Annotated in this window: 12 protein-coding genes and 1 pseudogene; 5 read left to right on the top strand and 8 right to left on the bottom strand. The window is 61.1% G+C overall.

The window, feature by feature from the left end; genetic code table 11:
* Positions 1–118 precede the first annotated feature (118 nt).
* Genes FV229_RS11005 through FV229_RS10990 form a run of 4 tightly spaced genes read right to left on the bottom strand, consistent with a single transcriptional unit; the run spans position 119 to position 3,970 of the window.
* Positions 119–664, bottom strand: a complete 546-nt coding sequence (locus FV229_RS11005; RefSeq protein ID WP_147752011.1) for a hypothetical protein — start codon at positions 662–664, stop codon at positions 119–121.
* A complete protein-coding gene (gene gspM, locus FV229_RS11000) occupies positions 661–1,227 on the bottom strand; it encodes a type II secretion system protein GspM (RefSeq protein ID WP_147752010.1) in 567 nt (188 codons plus the stop codon). Before gspM ends, FV229_RS11005 begins: the two co-directional genes overlap by 4 nt.
* Entirely contained in the window at positions 1,224–2,291 is a 1,068-nt protein-coding gene (locus FV229_RS10995) for a PilN domain-containing protein (RefSeq protein WP_147752009.1), read from the bottom strand. The genes gspM and FV229_RS10995 overlap by 4 nt, the downstream gene beginning before the upstream one ends.
* Entirely contained in the window at positions 2,288–3,970 is a 1,683-nt protein-coding gene (locus tag FV229_RS10990; RefSeq protein WP_147752008.1) for a GspE/PulE family protein, read from the bottom strand. Before FV229_RS10990 ends, FV229_RS10995 begins: the two co-directional genes overlap by 4 nt.
* Before the next feature lie 328 nt (positions 3,971–4,298).
* On the opposite strand from FV229_RS10990, the gene FV229_RS10985 reads away from it, so the two are divergent.
* Genes FV229_RS10985 through FV229_RS10970 form a run of 4 tightly spaced genes read left to right on the top strand, consistent with a single transcriptional unit; the run spans position 4,299 to position 9,929 of the window.
* The gene (locus FV229_RS10985) at positions 4,299–5,018 is read left to right on the top strand and encodes a hypothetical protein (protein WP_147752007.1); all 720 of its coding nucleotides are present in this window, start codon (positions 4,299–4,301) and stop codon (positions 5,016–5,018) included.
* Complete coding sequence (locus tag FV229_RS10980) at positions 5,015–6,883, top strand: glycosyltransferase (RefSeq protein WP_147752006.1); 1,869 nt, start codon at positions 5,015–5,017, stop codon at positions 6,881–6,883. Before FV229_RS10985 ends, FV229_RS10980 begins: the two co-directional genes overlap by 4 nt.
* Positions 6,880–9,057: a glycosyltransferase gene (locus FV229_RS10975; RefSeq protein ID WP_246688141.1), complete on the top strand. Its 2,178-nt coding sequence runs from the start codon at positions 6,880–6,882 to the stop codon at positions 9,055–9,057. Before FV229_RS10980 ends, FV229_RS10975 begins: the two co-directional genes overlap by 4 nt.
* Entirely contained in the window at positions 9,054–9,929 is an 876-nt protein-coding gene (locus tag FV229_RS10970; RefSeq protein ID WP_147752005.1) for a hypothetical protein, read from the top strand. Before FV229_RS10975 ends, FV229_RS10970 begins: the two co-directional genes overlap by 4 nt.
* Positions 9,930–10,915: 986 nt before the next feature.
* On the opposite strand, the gene FV229_RS10960 is transcribed toward FV229_RS10970, so the two are convergent.
* The 3 genes and pseudogenes from FV229_RS10960 to FV229_RS10950 all read right to left on the bottom strand — a co-directional run bounded on the left by FV229_RS10960 (position 10,916) and on the right by FV229_RS10950 (position 14,555).
* A complete protein-coding gene (locus tag FV229_RS10960) occupies positions 10,916–11,872 on the bottom strand; it encodes a ferritin-like domain-containing protein (protein WP_147752004.1) in 957 nt (318 codons plus the stop codon).
* A 1,072-nt stretch (positions 11,873–12,944) separates the two neighbouring features.
* Positions 12,945–13,238 (bottom strand): annotated as a pseudogene (locus tag FV229_RS28025) (IS5/IS1182 family transposase); the annotation flags it as partial.
* A gap of 153 nt (positions 13,239–13,391) precedes the next feature.
* Complete coding sequence (locus FV229_RS10950; RefSeq protein WP_187275118.1) at positions 13,392–14,555, bottom strand: glycosyltransferase family 4 protein; 1,164 nt, start codon at positions 14,553–14,555, stop codon at positions 13,392–13,394.
* Positions 14,556–14,959: 404 nt separating this feature from the next.
* Here FV229_RS10950 and FV229_RS10945 point away from each other — a divergent pair, with 404 nt between their 5' ends.
* Positions 14,960–15,778 carry an IS5 family transposase gene (locus FV229_RS10945; protein ID WP_147752001.1) on the top strand — a complete coding sequence of 273 codons (819 nt, stop codon included), beginning with the start codon at positions 14,960–14,962 and terminating at the stop codon, positions 15,776–15,778.
* Positions 15,779–16,011: 233 nt separating this feature from the next.
* Here FV229_RS10945 and FV229_RS10940 read toward each other — a convergent pair whose 3' ends face one another.
* Positions 16,012–16,266, bottom strand: a complete 255-nt coding sequence (locus FV229_RS10940) for a hypothetical protein (protein ID WP_147752000.1) — start codon at positions 16,264–16,266, stop codon at positions 16,012–16,014.
* Positions 16,267–16,839 lie beyond the last annotated feature (573 nt).

The following is a 16,839-nucleotide window of genomic DNA, read 5'->3' as shown; positions in this document are numbered from 1 at the left end:
GGTTGAGTCCTAGGCAGTCAGGCGGGCCTCACACCCGCCATCAGTGAAAATCGCGGGGCAATCCTTCGCCGATAGCAGCCGGCGGTACCCATTTGGCGCCGCCGAGCACCAAGTTGGGTCATCGCCCTGGTTGAATGCCGATCGGCGGAGGACCGCCTGGACGCACACCCGGAGGGCTTGATGCGCCCACGCTAAAGAGCCGGTACGTGGTCTCGCGCGTCCCGTCACGAAGCGTGACGCGATCGGGGCCGATAGCCTGGACACGCCATGTTTCGACCGAGTCCCCGAGTTTGAGGCTGAGCGAGGAACCGCCCGTTGGACGGCGCAGGATCGCGACGGCTTTGTCCACACCGGCGACGACGCCGACGAGGCGCAGATCCGGCGGCGGAGCTTCGACCGCCGCTGGCGCCGGTGGAGCGGTAAAAACCTGTCGCGGTGGCGGTGGGCGGCGCGACGGCGCGAAGAGCGGCCGTCCCTTGAAGGCATCGAGCGTCCCGGGATCGAGCGTGCTCAGCGGGTTTAGGTTCTGCGCTGGGCTTGGTAGCGGGCGGTCGTTCGCAACTTGAGCCGACGTCGGCACGATCGCCAATTCGAGAAGAACGAGAACTGGAACGACGCCGGCGGCGCTGCCGCGGCGTCGGGCATGACGATACGGGCGGATCATTGCGTGCTCTCGCGGCGGTAGCCGCGTATCGCGAGTGCGACGCGTAGGGCCGGATTAGCTTCCTCGCCCCCCGTGCTACGCCCCGACACCGGGCGGATGTTCACGGCCTCGACCGTCAGCAGCGGCAGGCCGGTCTCGACCGCTTTGAGCAGATCGAACAGCCCTTCGTTGCCGATGTCGAGGCTGAGGCGAAGCTGGATGCTGCGCTGAGGCGCGGCGTCGGGTGCTTCGTCGCCGCGAACCTCAATCAGCCGGCCGCCAGCGCGTTCGACGAGGCCGGCGAGACGCTGCTGCAGTTCTGCGCGGGCGAGGCTCCCCGTTTCAGCCGTCAGATAAAGGGCCGAAAGGTCACCGCGCGTCGGCACTGGACGACCGGCTTCCGCCCGGATCCTCGACTCGACCTGGGCGAGATGGCCGACAGCGGTATTTACCTCTGCATTGGCCGCCGACCAGCGCGCGAGGTTGGTGATCGTGATTGCGAGCAACAGTAGCGGTATGCCAACGCATAGCGCAACGGCGAGCGGCCCGAACCAGCGGGCGTCACGGGCTTCCACGAGCGTCATCGCGCCGCGTCCGGCACGTCGCCGCGTATCGCTACCAGATCGAAGGCGTCCCGCTTGTCGGCATCGCGGATCACCGGCGCGGCGAAACGCGGGTTCTTCAAGCCGGCATCCACTTCGAGGCGTGCGATCAGCGCCGGCGCATCGACAGAGCGGCCCACGAGGCGAATCCGGGTCGGTTCGATGTCGAGTTCGCGCAGTACCGTGTCGTCGGGCAAGGCGTGGCTCAGCTTATCGATGAGCACGATCGCCGCGGTATCGACGCGCTTGCCCTCTATCAGGGCGCGTTCGCGTGATGTACCAGACCCGCCGCGCAGCGCGAGCTTCGTGCGTAGCGCCGAGAGCCGCTGCTGGACATCCTCTGCGTCCGACGTGGCCGAAGCTGCTACGATCGCTGAGAACAGGCAGGTAGTCGCGAGCCCGCCGAGTAGGATCGCGAAGCCGCGGCCGATACGTGCCCGAAGGCGGCCGTCGGCAGCCTGCGTACGCCCCTTGTAGAGGTCGAAGCGTAGCGGCGCGTCGAGCGGTTCCGCAGCACTGCCCAGCGCCGTCGCTGTGAGCCCCGCACCTGCGAGGCGTGCCAGGAACGGCGCCACGAGATCGACGGATGTCGCGAGCAGATCGACACCGATCGTGCCATCCTCTGAGACGCCTTCGACGACGCTGTAGGCATAGAGAACGTGGTCCGCCCGCCAGGGCGTCAGGCGCTCTAAGCGGTGCGCGATGATCGGCTGAAGATAACTCCGCCCGGCATCGGGAAGGCGCAGCGAGCGCATCAGGAACACCTCCGGCGGCAGTCGCAACTGCACCGCGCCCGCGTGGAACGCCTCCGGCGCGCGTACGTCGTCGGCCAGATGCAGCGGTGGGCCGAGGCAATCTTTCCGCAGGCTGTGGAGCATGAGTCCATCCGGCGCGATCACGACGACGTGGCTCACGCTCGTCGAGAAGCGGGCAATGAGTGGCCGGAGGGTCGCAACAAAGGAGTCGAGCAGGGCTGCACCAATCGTCTGCACCGCGGTCGCTGCGGGCCGGATCGTGGCAGGCATCATTCCAGTAGAGAGCGTCATCCCGAAATCCGCATAACCTCGTCGAGAGAGGTGAGCCCGTGGCTCGCCTTCTCGATCCCATCATCGAGCATCGTGGTCATGCCGACCGCCCGTGCCGCCTGGAGCAGAATGCGGGGATCGGGCTGGCCGCGGATGAGGTCACACAAGTCGTCGCCGACAGTGAGTGCCTCGAACACCCCGATGCGTCCGCGAAAGCCGCTCTCGTTGCAATGGGCACAGCCGGTCGCTGCGTAGAAGTTGTGGCCCGTCGCCTCAGGGCCGCCACGGCGGGCGCGGAGGTCGCGAGCGACCGTGAGGCCCTTTGGATCTGGAACCCGGCAGCGCTCGCACAAGCGACGAACCAGCCGCTGGCCTATCACCCCGCGCAGGCTCGACGCGATGAGATACGGCTCGACGCCCATATCAACGAGGCGCACCACCGCGTCGACCGCGCTGTTGGTGTGCAGTGTCGTCAGCACGAGGTGGCCGGTAAGAGCGGCCTGGATGCCGATCGCCGCGGTCTCGCGGTCCCGCATCTCGCCGACCATGATCACATCTGGGTCGTGGCGCAGGAACGATCGCAGAGCAGTGGCAAAGGTGAGGCCGATTGCCGGCTTGATTTGGGTCTGATGGATTCCGGGGAGCTGGTACTCCACCGGGTCCTCGACGGTGACGATCTTGCGCGCGGGATCGTTCAGCAGAGAGATTGCGGTGGCGAGCGTCGTAGTTTTGCCGCTGCCGGTGGGGCCGGTGACAATGATGATGCCGTGTGGCTCAGCGAGCAGCCTGACCACCGCGTCGCGGTCGCGGTCTGACAGGCCAACGCGCTTGAAGTCGAGTAGCCGCGTGTCCTTCAGTAGAATGCGGAGCACTGCCGTCTCGCCGTAGAGCGTCGGCATTATCGCGACGCGCAGATCCGCCTCGGTATTGCCGACCTTGACGTTGGTGCGCCCGTCCTGCGGCAGGCGGCGTTCGGCGATGTCGAGGCCGGCGAGAATCTTCACCCGCGAAATCACCGCGGCTGCCATGTGACGCGGCATCGTCTGCTGCGCCCGCAAGTGACCGTCTACGCGAAACCGGACCTTCAATTCCTCGCGTCCGGTCTCGATGTGAATGTCGGTGGCGCCCGCCTGGATCGCACGCTCTAGCATCCCGTCGATGACGCGCACTATCGGGGCGCCGCGGGCGAGATCCTGCAGGGTCTCGATGTCATCGGAAAGGGCGTAGTCGGTCCCAGTCTCCCTCTCGACCTCGTCGCGTGGCGCGTCGGCGGGGCGACTGCGCTCGAACAGCTCCTCGATTTCTTCGAACGAAAGCACTGCCAGCGGCACCGCCCGGCCAAGCGCGAGGGCGACCGCGCGGATCGGTTCGAGATGGCCGGGGTCCGCGGTCACCAGCAGCGGGTGCCCGTCGCGCATGACCGGATACAGGTAGGCCTCGCGCAGGAAGTCGCGGGACAGGGCGTCGAGGGCATGGGGAAGTCCGGCGATCGCGTGGCGGTCGGCCCGCGGGACCCCGTGAAAGACCGCGACCGCATCCGCGAGGTCGACCGCCGAGACCGTCCCGCCCCGCCAGATCGCTTCCGCCGCGCCGCCGTTGGCGCGCGGCTGTGCCGGTACCGTCGCGACCCCGCGCCGACGGCGAAGGAACTCTGCCAGGGTTTCGCCCTGGATGGCAACGGCGGGAGCGTCGATCTGCATACGTCCTCTTCCGATCCAGCGGGTCGCCCGTGCGCCGGGCGCCTCAATCGGTCGGAGCCTACACGGATTGTCCGTCTTACGACCAGATCAAGGTTAGAAATCGCGCCAAAACCATTGGCTGTGTCAGCTTAGCGACATCGATGATACAATCTCATGACCAAGCTCTTCGGAAAGCGACATCTTCACTGCAGGCCGTGGCTTCATCCGGGTTGCGCACGCACTGGCGCTCCCGTACCACGCTCATCCTCCGGGGGCGGAGCCGGCGCCGCGGGCGTCATGCGTTCGAAACGCGAATTCTAACGATGCGATCGTTTGATGAGGACAACGGATGACCGCGTCGTTCGACCGTAAAGGCCCGTCCACCCGGTACAACGCCCGCATCTTCCGCCTTGGAGCCGATTGGGTGCTCTGCAGCTTTCGCCTGCCGACCTCAATGCCGATTCCGCTCGAGGTCGTCGCGCCCGGCGACGTCACGCTCGAGACCTGGGCGTTCGCCGGCATGACCGCGCGGGAGAGGCGGCCGACCGGCTTACTGCTGCTGCGCACGCGAGGCGACGCTGCGGAGACGGTGCTTGCACGCGGGACACGTCTCGTCGTCGCCACCCACTTCCATTCCATTACCCTTGCGACCGGTCCGGCCGAACCGGCGGGGATGCTGTCACTCGGCGACGCCGCCGTGATGGCCAGAGCCGTGCTCTCGTCGATGACGCCTCGGAATGCCGCGGCCCTGGCCGACCCGATCACTCTGTTGGCGCCGGCTATTCGCGACCTTCCGGTGCCGAAGGACGGGCCGGTGGTTACGCTCGTCGACGATCCGCGGGCCTGCAGCATCTCGGGCACGGAGGTGCCGAACTACGTCTTGTTCGATTCCGGGCCCGGACTTCGTTGCGCACGCGTAGCGACGGCGCGCATGACGTTCTCGCCGGCGTCGCGGATGGATCTCGAACTTGATCCTCTCTGGGGACCGGCGGTTGGGCAACCCGAGCGTGCCTTTTTGATCGCAAATGGCGGCTTCGCCGCGGCGCGACTGAGCGCGGCTGCCAAATGAGGGCTGAGACCCCGTCGTCCACTCTAGCGCCGATCGCCACGGTTCTCGTGGTCGCGCCGATGCCGGCCGCGCCAGCCAGCGCCGGCAACCGCAAACGGCTGGCGCTCACCTGCTCAACGCTTCAACGCGCGGGCTTTGCCGTCGACTTCGCCTACTTCGCTCACGAGGATCAGGTCTACCGCCGCTTCGGCCAGCACCCGCCAACCGATCTCGCGGCGATGCAGGCGGACTTCCAGCGCACGTTCCTGATCGAAGCGAACGAGACGATCCCGCTGAAGACGCGCTCCCTAACTTTCGGGATCGACGAATGGGGCTCGGCAGCGCTCGACCGGTTCGTGGCGTGGTATGCCGCGGAACACCCCGACACTGTGGCGATCCTCGTTAACTACGTGTTCCTGTCGCGCTGCCTCGATTACGCGCAGGACATGCTCAAGCTCATCGACACGCATGACCGCTTCGCCGACCGGCAGCTGCAGTACCGTCCGTTTCGAGCTGAGCCAAATTTCTACTACACCGACCGAGAGAGCGAGGCGGCTGCGCTCGACCGCGCCGACGTGGTGCTGGCGATCCAATCAGAGGAGGCGGCTTACTTCGCAGGGTTGACCGATCGGCGGGTACTGCTGCTGCCGCCGGTATTTCCGGTCCGCGCACCGTTCTCGGCGCCGCGCGCGATCGTACGGATCGGCTTCGTTGGGCACGGCAACGATCCCAACCTGTTCTCAATCAGCAAGTTCGCTCACGCATGGGCCGCGGGCTGGACGCCGGACAAGCCGGAATTGCGGATCGCCGGCGAGATCTGCCACGCGCTCGGCGGCCTCGACCTGCCAGGAGTGATGCTGCTCGGCTACGTCGACGATCTCGCAACGTTCTACGCGGAGACCGACGTGATCGTGGCGCCGATGCTGATGGGCAGCGGCCTCAAGATGAAAGTCGCCGAGGCCTTGTCCTACGGCGTGCCCGTTGTCGGCACCGCGATCGGCTTCGAGGGGTTCGGTGCCGAGGCGTCGGCCCATCGTTGCGCAGACGTCGCCGCAGTTAAGGCGGCGATCCTGGCGCTGCGATTGGATCCCACCGCGCTCGCAGCGTTGACAGAGGCTTGCGCCAAACTGTTTGCGCGCTTCAACGCGATTTCGCAGCAGGCCGAGGCCGAACTCGCCGACGTAATCCACGCTGCGAGCCGCAAGCAACCCGTTGCCGTCGCGTCGACCGCCGCATTCGTTGAGCCGATGGCGCAGTCCTGGCCGATCGGTGTCCGCTCGGCAAACTCCGCGCTTCGGGACGATCCGGCCTACGGACTGCTGCTGGCGACCGAGCGCTTAGGCGAGGAGGCGGCACGCGCGATTAGGTACGCGCCGGAGCGCCGCCGCTGGTTTGCCGGATCCACGCCGGCACCGGAAACGACGCCATCGCTCGGTCCCGTCGCCGTGGCGTTGTCGCCGGAATGGGTCCGCGGGAAACGCCTGCCGCGTGTGATCCGCGAAGCCGCCGCTTGTGCGTTCCGCGACGTCCGGCCCGATTGGACGACCACGGCACGGTGCGTCGGCGCTAGCGCGAACGGGTTTGCCCTAGCGCTTGTCCTGCCTAGCCACCTGCTCACCGGTGTTCGTGCGGTTGTCGCTTTCTTGGTCGAGCCCAATGGGGGCCGCGCGCACGAGCTTACGCTCGACAGGATCTCACCGCTTGGCTCGCCGCCCGGTTTCGCCTTCGACACGCAGCGCCCAGAACTGACACCGGTACCCGCGGTGGTCAGCGTGTCGGGCATCGGACTGGCTCCAATCGCCCCGAACGGGACGGTGCTGTTCCTCACAGACGATCTGATCGGCCGGATCGCAATCGCACTTCCCCGCGGGAGTATCCAGCCATGAGCGACATGCTCGAGACCGATCTGCTCGATAGCCCCGCCGGCAAGGATGGTGTCGTCGAGGAAGGCGGCGTCGAAAGCGACGTGTCCAAGGGTGACGCAGCCAAGAGCGAAACCATCGTGGCCGAGTCCTTCGATGCCGTCGATGCCGACGTCGGGCGCCGGGTGGTAATCGCCGAAGCGCGCCTGGTCTGGGACGCCCTTTTTCTCAACGACGTGCGGATCACCTTTCGGCAGGAAGAGGCACCGCTCGTTTCGATCGTCATTGTTTCGTTGAATGCCCGGCATATCCTCGCGCTCACCCTGTGGCGCCTCGCGGCGCAGCAGGGGCTTGCGGGCGTGCCGTTCGAGGTGATCGTCGTCGACAACGCATCGATGCCCGAGACCGGTGCCCTGTTCGACCGGATCGATGGTGCGACGCTCATCCGAAACGCGGCGAATGCCGGGTTCGGGCCAGCTTGCAACGACGGCGCGGCACGCGCGCACGGCCGTTTTATTCTGTTCCTCAACCCCGACGTCGACCTGATGCCGGGCGCAGTGCGGGCTATGGCGCAGACCTTCACTGATCTCGACCATATCGGGATTGTCGGGGCGCGCCTCGTGTTCCCCGGCGGCATCCTGCAGGAGGCGGGCGCCAACTTCCAAGAGGATGCGCAGATCACCTACCCCTATCTTCGTGGGATACCCGACCCGTTCGCACCGGAAGCCGGCTTCACCCGCGATGTGGGATATGTCTCCGGCGCCGTGATGATGATCGAGCAGGCGTTGTTCCGGACGCTCGGCGGCTTCGACGATGCCTACGCGCCGGCCTATTTTGAAGATACCGACCTCTGCGTGCGCTGCCATCAGGCTGGGCGGCGCGTGATCTACCAAGCGCGTGCCAGCGCGGTGCATTTCGAAAACGCCACCAGCGCCAAGCGCGCCGATGTGGAGGTGCTGCTCGACCGTAACCGGGCGCTGTTTCTGGAGCGGCATCGCAACTGGCTATTCCGCCAGGGGCCGCAGCACACGGGTATTGCCGCCCGCGACCATGACCCATGGGCGTTGCGTGTTCTGTTCATCGACGACACCGTTCCGCATCTCGACATGGGCGCTGGCTATCCGCGCGCCAACCACATCGTAAATACGATGGCCGAACTCGGCTACGGCGTGACGCTCTATCCGATCTACCGGGCGGATGCGGAGCAGGCCCAGCGCTGCCGTGACATCGACCAGCGGGTCGAAATCCTTGCCTCCGAGGGACGCGACGGCCTCGCCCGGCTAATCGGCGAGCGCCCGGGCTATTTCGACGTCCTCTGGGTCAGCCGGCCGCACAACATCGCCCTTGTGATGCAGCTTCTGCTCGATGTCGGATTGAGCCCGCGCGCATTCGTCAAATCCCGCGTCGTGTTCGATTCCGAAGCCCTTTTCGCCTCCCGCGCCTTCGTCGGCGCCGTGATGGAGCAGGGCTGCGGCACCGCGGCCGATCTTGCGAGGGATGCAATTTCCGAGACGCGATATTATGCGATTGCCGATCAGGTAGTCTGCGTCTCAGAGGCGGAGGCGCGGCTGCTCGCGAACTACGCTCGCGTCAACGCGACGGTCCTCGGTCATGCCATGGCGCTGCCAGAGGCCTCGAGCCCACAATTTGCCGATCGAGCTGGTTTTCTGTTCATCGGCGCATTGGAGCAAGACGAGCAGCCGAACGTCGATTCGCTAGATTGGTTTTTCGAAGCGGTTTGGCCTCGCCTGCGGGCGCGAATGCCCGACACGACGCTGCGGATCGTCGGCACCATCGCGCCCGCCATCCGCGCCCGCTACACGAGGCCCGGCGTCATGGTGATGGGCCGGGTGCCCGAGGCGGGACCGTTCTTCGATGCAGCCCGCGTCTGCCTCGCTCCGACACGCTTCGCCGCCGGTATCCCGCACAAGGTGCACGAAGCGGTGCGGCACGGACTTCCCTGCTTCGTCACGCCGATCCTAGCCGCGCAGATCGGCTGGGAGGAAGGCGTCGGCTTCGAGAGCTGCGACTGGCTAGATCCGGAGGCCTTCGCCGAGGGGCTTGTGCGCCTCCACGAGACCGCCGACCTATGGCGACGCGTACAGTCCTCGGGACTGGCACGCATTCGCTCGGAATGCGCGCCGGAGACCTACCGCGAACATCTGCGCCGGATCTGCGAGGCCTCGACTTTCGCATGACCGACCCGCGCACGACCGATTCCCTCATGATCGACACTGCCGCACCGCGCCTCGGCCGCAGGCTCACCGGCATCCTGCGCCGCTTCGTTTTTGGCCGGGTGCCGAAGTTGTTCGACAGTGCCTACTACTTGCGCAGCTATCCTGATGCGGCAGCCTCCGCCCTCGATCCCTACCTGCATTACAGCCTGATTGGTTGGCGCCGGGGTTACGACCCGAACGCTGACTTCGACACTGCATTCTATCGGCTTCAGACGAGAGCCCGGCAAAATCCCTTGCGGCACTACCTCAAGGTCGGTGCTGCAAAAGGTCTCGATCCGCATCCGCATTTTAGCACGTACAGCTATCTTGGACGCTATCCGGACGTGGTGGCCAGCAAGGTCAACCCGCTACTACACTATCGCGAAAACGGCCGGCCCGAACTTCGCATTGCCGATCATTCAAAGCATTTGCCACGGACGATCCCCCCGCTGTTCGGAATTCCGACGGCCCATCATTGGGAGATGCCAAAAAGCGGGCAAACGCACTTCGAGCTAACGCTGCTTCGAACGACATCCGACCATCCGGCAGCGGAGCCGATTAAGCAGCTGAGACTATCCCTCGGCCTAGATTTCGACGCGGTCGATCAATTCATCGCCGTGCTGGCACGGGTCCCAACTGGCTTTCAGGATGTCGTGCAGTACACTTTTAATGCCGATCCTTCGCGTGGCGCCAGCATGCCGAGCTTGGTTCTGGCGCTCGATCATTGCTATCTTCATCCCATTGCAAGCGACGGGACGCGGATCATTCGCTACGCGGAAGCTACTCTTTGGGACATTCGACTGATTAAGCCGCGTGTCGTGGTGACACTTCCAGATGGCACGATCCAGTTTTGAGCCAGCGAAGGCTTCGTCCGTCCGAGAACGCTTTACAATGTGCGCAAGCGCGGGCCGGATAGTATCTGCACTATGCCTTTGGCAACTCGCCTACGCAGCATAATACCGCGATATTATGTAGGGCTTATGAATTAATGCGTAGAGGAGGGAGCGGCGGCTCGTCCGCCTCCGTCTCACTCATCAGCCCATCCTCCGCCATCAAGGTGACGCGGTAGCCTCACCGAAACTCTTGGCGAGGGCACGAATTTTGTCACTAGCGTGCCGGTTAATCTCAGCGCTGGACTCACCTTCGCTTCGGACATAGACGCACCCCGTGAAGCGCCCGGCTTCGGTGATCAGAACAAAGTTGAACCGGCCGGACCGGCTACGTCGGACGATGTAATGCGGCTTAGTCAAGGATCCGTTCTCCGCAGCTGCCATTTCTAGTCGCTACGAAAAGAGCGTCGCTCAAGTTTCTTCTTAGCGATGAATGCGGTGGGTAGAGGGCGCGCCTAGGTACGCCAAGTCCTCGATGCTCAATGCCTAAACCACAGCATCTTAAAACCTACTTGTCAGATCTGATGTCCATGTGGATCGTTCGTCCGGTTTGGTCGCTGGGCCAGGAGTCAGGAGGCCTCCGCTGATGCGCCCGCGATGCGCGCAAAGGCACACGGATCTCAAGATCAAGATCCTGCATTAAGTCGCCCATGCTCGCCCAGACGCGACCGCTACTGTCGCCATATGTGCATGGAAGCGGTCCAACGTAGCAGGCACTGACGATGGCGAAGCTAGCGACCGACCACATCGTTCCTACAGCTGTCGGCAATCACACCTCGCGCCTGTAGTAGGACCGAGCGCTCTTCCACCGCCGTCAAATTCAGGCGTATGGTACAGCCCTAGCAAAGCCACGCGAGCTTGCCTCGCGTGACTCAGATGCCGTGGCGTCGTTTGATGGCAGAGCTCGACAGTGTTGATCTACGGCCTGTTATTATTTGGATTGGTCAAGATTACCGCAGACGACCTCGTAGGCCCTGCGGGAAGAAACCACCGGGGCTCTGCGTAGTGTTAAGATATGCGATATTAAGGACCTGACCGAACGTCCGTCCGAAAGCGAGGCTGTTGCGATCGGCGGGAACAAGATTAGCATCGGTCTGAGAAAAGCCGGGCGTCGATGACTGATCTCCACTGATGCCTTGATCGAGATCAGTGTTGCCGTCGAGGGCATCGCGTGCGTTCGAGATCGCGTTCGCCTGCGTGATCAAACCGCGGGAGTAGAGAAGCGTGCGGATCGCGCCCGCCTGATACCCTTCGGTGCCCAGGAAGCCGGAAGCCGTCATAAGGACACTCTTGTCCTTAATGAACGGCGCACCGCCGATCAGGGCCGTGACGCAGACATCCTCAAGCAGGAAGGCCCCCAGGAGGAAGGTGTCGTCGCTAGCGTAAACGTCGAAACGGTCGTTCGGCCCAACGAGCCCGGCCGAGCGAGCCGCGAAGGTGAATGCGAAATCGAGATCGAGCTGCGGCCGGCCAATTCGGCTAGCATCCGGTAGCGCGGCGCGGAGTGTCCGAACATGGGCTTCTTCATCGGCGGCCAGCTCGAAAGCGAATTTGCGGATGAAAGAATCTGCGAAGGGTACTTGCTTGCCGCCGTTGACGGTTCCGACGCCCCCAACGCCATCGATATCACCAGCTTTGAGGCCTGCGCCATTGACTGCGCGCAGATAGTACTCCGCACCAAGATACTCAAAGTTGAGCGCGAACTGAACGATGTCAATGTCGGTAATGTCCGCTGGCGCACCTTGCGCCATTGCAGAGTCTGGATCAGCGGCTCCGAGTATGGCCGCTCCTACGGCGCCAAGTCCAAGTGCCTGAATGAAGGCTCTCCGGCAGGTCCCAAGATCAGCTTTGTTGAGAACAATTCCTTCGGTGCCAGACTGTGCTTCGGTCTGAACGTTCTCGCCCATGGTCCGCTCCCGATCTATGAACATACCCCAAATAGGAAGCTACAGTGAGCGGGCTCGGCTTCTTTAACGCATGATATTTTTTCGAGAACGATAAGTACTTTTTCTTCGGTGTATCTAAATTAACACACCGTTAACCGAGCTCAAACTCTACAGCGGGTTGGTCAATGTCGGTCTGAGCACCAATTCTGGAAAAAATCTAAATTTAAGGACCATATAGTTTTATGCATGCCCTAGCTGAGAGCGATTGAGGTAGTGAATCAGTCTGGCTTCGCTTCATGGGCATACTGTCTCTGCTATGGCAGCTTGAAAGCATTCGCCCATTCGATTTTAGGTTCGCGCGGAACTTATGCACTGACGCGGACGGACGTTGCAAAGGCGTTTCTTTAGGTATCTGCCGTTGCAGCGGAAATTTCGTGCTGATGGGTACGTTCTGCCTGCGTCTCTGCACTAGGAAAAAATCTAAGACGGCAAAATCAACAACGTATTCCAGACTGTATCCGCCTTGATAAAATTTCGCAGAAGGTCGGCGCAGACATAGCCATGTGATCCGGCAAAATCGAACAGGCTTCGGCGTTCGTGGCTGTTCCCTGGTCGACAAGGCTTCGTTGGCAGCCTTAACGATCACATTCGTAGAACCACTACCGATCTACAGGTGGATCGTCTCCACTAACCGCGTGATGCTCGTTTGCTCCTTGTGAGGGTGAGTCGGAAACGTCGAGTGCATAGATCAAAATGCGCAGACGTTCTTGATAACCGCATGGGCGGCGCGCTCGCAATTCAGCGCAATCGTCATTTTGAGTATCCTTTCGCTCTAAGATGTTCGGCTACAGCCTCGCGAATTACCGCCGGTCGTGATGGTTTCGGATCTGGATGGTCTGCGATCCAAGCATCAAGCGGAGCTAGCTGCGCATCGTGGAAGCGTACTCCAACAAGCATACCTCTGCCCACCGTTTTTGGGAGGCCGCGTTGAATTGCCCGATCTTGAGATTTCCGCGTCATACTTTAGTATTAACATAAAACGGTCCGGCCGAAAGGCGTAAGCTTCAAGTAAAATTGTTGCTAAGACCCTGTTTCATATGGCTCGGGCGATCCGTCTGACGAGTATCATGGCTGCGACGAGGACGAAGATGATGAGCGCCGAGGATGGGTAGCCTCGTGGTCGCGAGCCAGCCTGCGGCAGCGGGCGATCCAACTGCAGGTTCTCTTGATGTTCCACTGCCTAGGCAAAACCGCAAAGCCCTTCTGGCCTTCCTTGGGTACGACGATCTCGACCGTGATGTTTGTGGCAGCGTCAACGCGCTCGTCTCGATAAGCTCGGTTCAAAGCAGCGAGTCAAGAAGGGGAACAGCCCGCTCGCGCGCGCAAGCTCGGCGCGGGCGGTGGGGCGATCGCAGATCGGTGTGCGTCCACATCGGGGTTCCTGGGCGAGCGTCAGACACTCTCCCAACACCCACGATGCCCGCCGCTCACCCAAAAGCTACGCTGCCCAGTCCGTTATGAAATGGATCTTTGCCAACAATCAAACAAAATCATTGTCAGATTTTATGGCGACGATGCGCTTATGAATCATTTTTGCGATGGCCGCCTTAGTTGGTATTTCGGTTCGATATAATTTTTTTCTTTGCGTTAATTTATCAAACAGATTGGCTTTATCGTTGTACGCCAGCCTTAGTTGCTTTACTGCACTGTCGTGGATTGGATTTGCCCAATGCTTTCCTTGAGACAATAAATATTCTCCGTCATTTATACTGATCAATCGGTAATCAACGGCAAAAGTATTGCTATTGTTTATGAAATCAACATTTCCGGAATAATTAGTCGCCACTACTTTCCGACCAAGACAAATTGCTTCTGCCATACCCATGCCGTACCCCTCTGATCTGTGCAAAGAAACATAGCAGTCGCAACATTTTATAAGGGATAGCATTGAGCTTCGGTCAAGGTAATCCTCAATAAATATAATCCGATTGTCGAATGATTTTAGGCTTTCAACAAAATCTGAATCGATAGCGGCGTCCTTTGGATTGTTTGATTTTAGAATTAGTCTGACGGACTGGTTGTCAGGGAAAGCAGATCGGAAAGCCTTTATAACAGCAAGGGGATTTTTCCGATGGATCGAGGAGTTATAATCAAACGAAAACAAGAAATAAAATAGGTCCTTACTCATTCGAAAATGGTTTCTTTTGAAATGTTTCTGTCGCTCTATGTCAACGAATGGCGGTATGATAAATACTTTTTTGTTATAAATTTTCACAACTGCATCATAGATGAATTTCGACGGCACCCATATTTCGTCGTACTTAGTCAAAGCTTCGATCTTTTCCTCTGGGATCTCTGAAAGTTCCCAATATAACTTCAGTACATTGTACATTTTTCTGCTCGATGTTTTGCTGACATTTTCAAGTGCATGTTCGATATTGTCTAGACCGAGCTCGAAAACATTTATTTTGTGGTGGCTATGTGTATTGTATTTTTCCGGTAGATATTTAGATTCAAATCTATTGAGCGCGGCGTTATTATATGGATAAATTGAAAACTTATTGGAAATCAGCCGATAGCAATCTATGGTGTTTTTGGCTGCAATGCCTAAGCCTAGCTTAGATTCAAAATATCCGATAAATCGAACGTCATTCCCATGCCGGTAGGCATTATCTCGGATAAAAATTTCATCGACGTACATCATGTGCATGCTATCATTAATTGATCTGATATTGTCGAAGATCAATGGATTGGCAGCCAAGAAATTGATCATGTTTGTGTTGGGCGATATCTTTCTGTTTTCGGACCAAGCATGTTTAATTATATGATGCAGTGGGTGCATTCCAGCTAAATATACGTCATTATTTAACGCAAGATATTGATCCATATTGATATGCTTATACAGCATTCGTAACAATCTATTAATATTAGCTTTTGCCTTTTGTGAATTAATCATGGTACACCGAGGAGGGTTTTGGTTTTTCTGAAAGACGACTTGGGTTTGTATAAGACCCCGTTTCATAAGGGGCAGTCGCGGATCGCTGTTTGGGGTGAGCGGCGAGCATCGTCAGCGTTGGGAGAGTGTCTGACGCTCATCCTGGAACACCGATGTGGACACCCGCCGCCCGTGCCGAGCTTGCGCGCGAGAGCCTGCCCTACGCAAGCAGCGTGACCGACACGGAGTGGGCGCTGATCGCCCCGCTCCTGCCTGAGCCGTCGCGCGCGGGTCGTCCCTGGCGCTGGCCGTTGCGGGCAATCCTGGACGGCATCCAGTACGTCCTGCGCACCGGCTGCGCGTGGCGGCATCTGCCGTTGGACTTCCCGCCCTGGTCCACCATTCACCGCTGGTTCTTGCGCCTGTCGAAGGCCGGTGTGTTCGAGCGCCTCGTCCACGCCCTCGCCATGGCCGACCGTGCGCGCGCCGGGCGCGAGGCCAGCCCGACCGGCGCCATCCTCGATGCGCAGGCGGCGCGCTCGGGCGGCGTCGGCGTCAAGGGGGAGCGCGGCTACGACCCGGCCCGGCGCGTGGTCGGCCGCAAGCGCCATGCGCTCACCGATATGGATGGCCGTCTGCTCCTGGCCACCGTCTCGACGGCCGATCGGCACGACAGCCACGGCGGGGTCGCTCTGCTGCAGGCCTCGCGCCGCCTTTGGCCATTCCTGGCTCACTGCTTTGCCGATCAAGCCTATCAGGGCGAGCGCGTCGGCGACGCCACCGCCATCACCGTCGAGATCGTCCGACCGGACAAGGGACAGAAGGGCTTTGCCGTCCAGCCCCGCCGCTGGGTCATTGAGCGGACGCTCAGTTGGATCGCCCGATGCCGCAGGCTCGCCCGCGACTACGAGGCGACCCCGTCCTCGGCGCTCGCCTTCTTTGTCTTGGCGGCCGCTATGATCCTCGTCAGACGGCTCGCGCACCCCTTATGAAACGGGGTCTAAGTGGAAATCCTATCGGGTTCAGGCCGCCGCGCGTTGCCGCAATCTGGCAAGGTATGCTTGGTCTGAGGTGCGCTGGTCAGGACTCGAATGCAGCTGGTGCCCGTTGCAGGACTGTGATTGTCGGCGATCGAGGAAGTTAAAGTTTTGACGTTGGCGTAAGCCTACTGCTAGTTTTCTTGGTGCTGGACAGGGTAGTGTAGGCCGCAGCGGTAAAGCGCCGCCTACCGCCCGACTTCCCAAACCGGCACACCGACAGGGCGCCCAGGCAAGTTCCGGTAGTATGTCGTCATCCCGAACCGGATCTTTTCGCTCTCGATCGCTTGGACACGCTCGCCGCTGATCATTAGGGCGCCGCAGTAGTCGACGCGGATGAAGCCGGCGGTCAGATGCACGCCGAACAGTTCCAGTGTCGTCCAGTCGAGCGCCGCGGCCTTGTCGCCGAACTTGTCGAGGAAGGCGATCGCTGCCTCGCGCAACTTCTCCCACCGTGGTCCCGTCATTCCCGGGCAGGGGGACGTGGTCGGCTTCATTGCTTCAAGCGCATCGCGCCACGCGTGGACGTCGGATGGTGCGGGTCGGATCGATGCTGGTGATGCCATGGGTCTAGCCGGTGGTGGGCCGGCGGGGATAGAGGCGCAGGCGCGGCGGCGCAACGTGGTGCTCGGCCGCCCCCGGGCATGCCGCGCAGGCCGGTTGGCCCGTAGGTTGATTGAAGGATGAAAGCCCTCTGGCATTGGATAGGTGACAGCATCCGGCGGTGTATTACCGTCTGATGTACCTTGACGATCTCTCTTTGTATGTGGATCGATGCCTTCTCTGATTCAAAAGGGGACAGCCTTGGAAGACCAATTTGACGCTTCTTCGACCGATTTCATCGAACTCACTGCCGACCTCGTCTCGGCCTACATCTCGAACAACAACGGTAATTACCCACCCCCTTGCGCGGGTCGGGTTTCGCTGATTCCCTCGTGGGATGGGCCGAAGCGATCTTGAGCGGCTGAGCCGCGAGGAGCTGATCGAGCTGGTGCTGCGGATGCAGCGCCCGGAAA

Origin of the sequence: Methylobacterium sp. WL120 (assembly GCF_008039465.1) — a bacterium.
GTDB lineage: Bacteria > Pseudomonadota > Alphaproteobacteria > Rhizobiales > Beijerinckiaceae > Methylobacterium > Methylobacterium cerastii.
This window is presented reverse-complemented; position numbering and strand designations above follow the sequence as displayed.

Bases quoted from the DNA above. Each gene is read 5' to 3' on its own strand.
- gspM (WP_147752010.1), bottom strand. From the start codon at position 1,227: ATGACGCTCGTGGAAGCCCGTGACGCCCGCTGGTTCGGGCCGCTCGCC.
- FV229_RS10975 (WP_246688141.1), top strand. From the start codon at position 6,880: ATGAGCGACATGCTCGAGACCGATCTGCTCGATAGCCCCGCCGGCAAG.
- FV229_RS11005 (WP_147752011.1), bottom strand. From the start codon at position 664: ATGATCCGCCCGTATCGTCATGCCCGACGCCGCGGCAGCGCCGCCGGC.
- FV229_RS10990 (WP_147752008.1), bottom strand. From the start codon at position 3,970: ATGCAGATCGACGCTCCCGCCGTTGCCATCCAGGGCGAAACCCTGGCA.
- FV229_RS10950 (WP_187275118.1), bottom strand. From the start codon at position 14,555: ATGATGTACGTCGATGAAATTTTTATCCGAGATAATGCCTACCGGCAT.
- FV229_RS10985 (WP_147752007.1), top strand. From the start codon at position 4,299: ATGACCGCGTCGTTCGACCGTAAAGGCCCGTCCACCCGGTACAACGCC.
- FV229_RS10970 (WP_147752005.1), top strand. From the start codon at position 9,054: ATGACCGACCCGCGCACGACCGATTCCCTCATGATCGACACTGCCGCA.
- FV229_RS10945 (WP_147752001.1), top strand. From the start codon at position 14,960: ATGTGGACACCCGCCGCCCGTGCCGAGCTTGCGCGCGAGAGCCTGCCC.
- FV229_RS10995 (WP_147752009.1), bottom strand. From the start codon at position 2,291: ATGACGCTCTCTACTGGAATGATGCCTGCCACGATCCGGCCCGCAGCG.
- FV229_RS10960 (WP_147752004.1), bottom strand. From the start codon at position 11,872: ATGGGCGAGAACGTTCAGACCGAAGCACAGTCTGGCACCGAAGGAATT.
- FV229_RS10980 (WP_147752006.1), top strand. From the start codon at position 5,015: ATGAGGGCTGAGACCCCGTCGTCCACTCTAGCGCCGATCGCCACGGTT.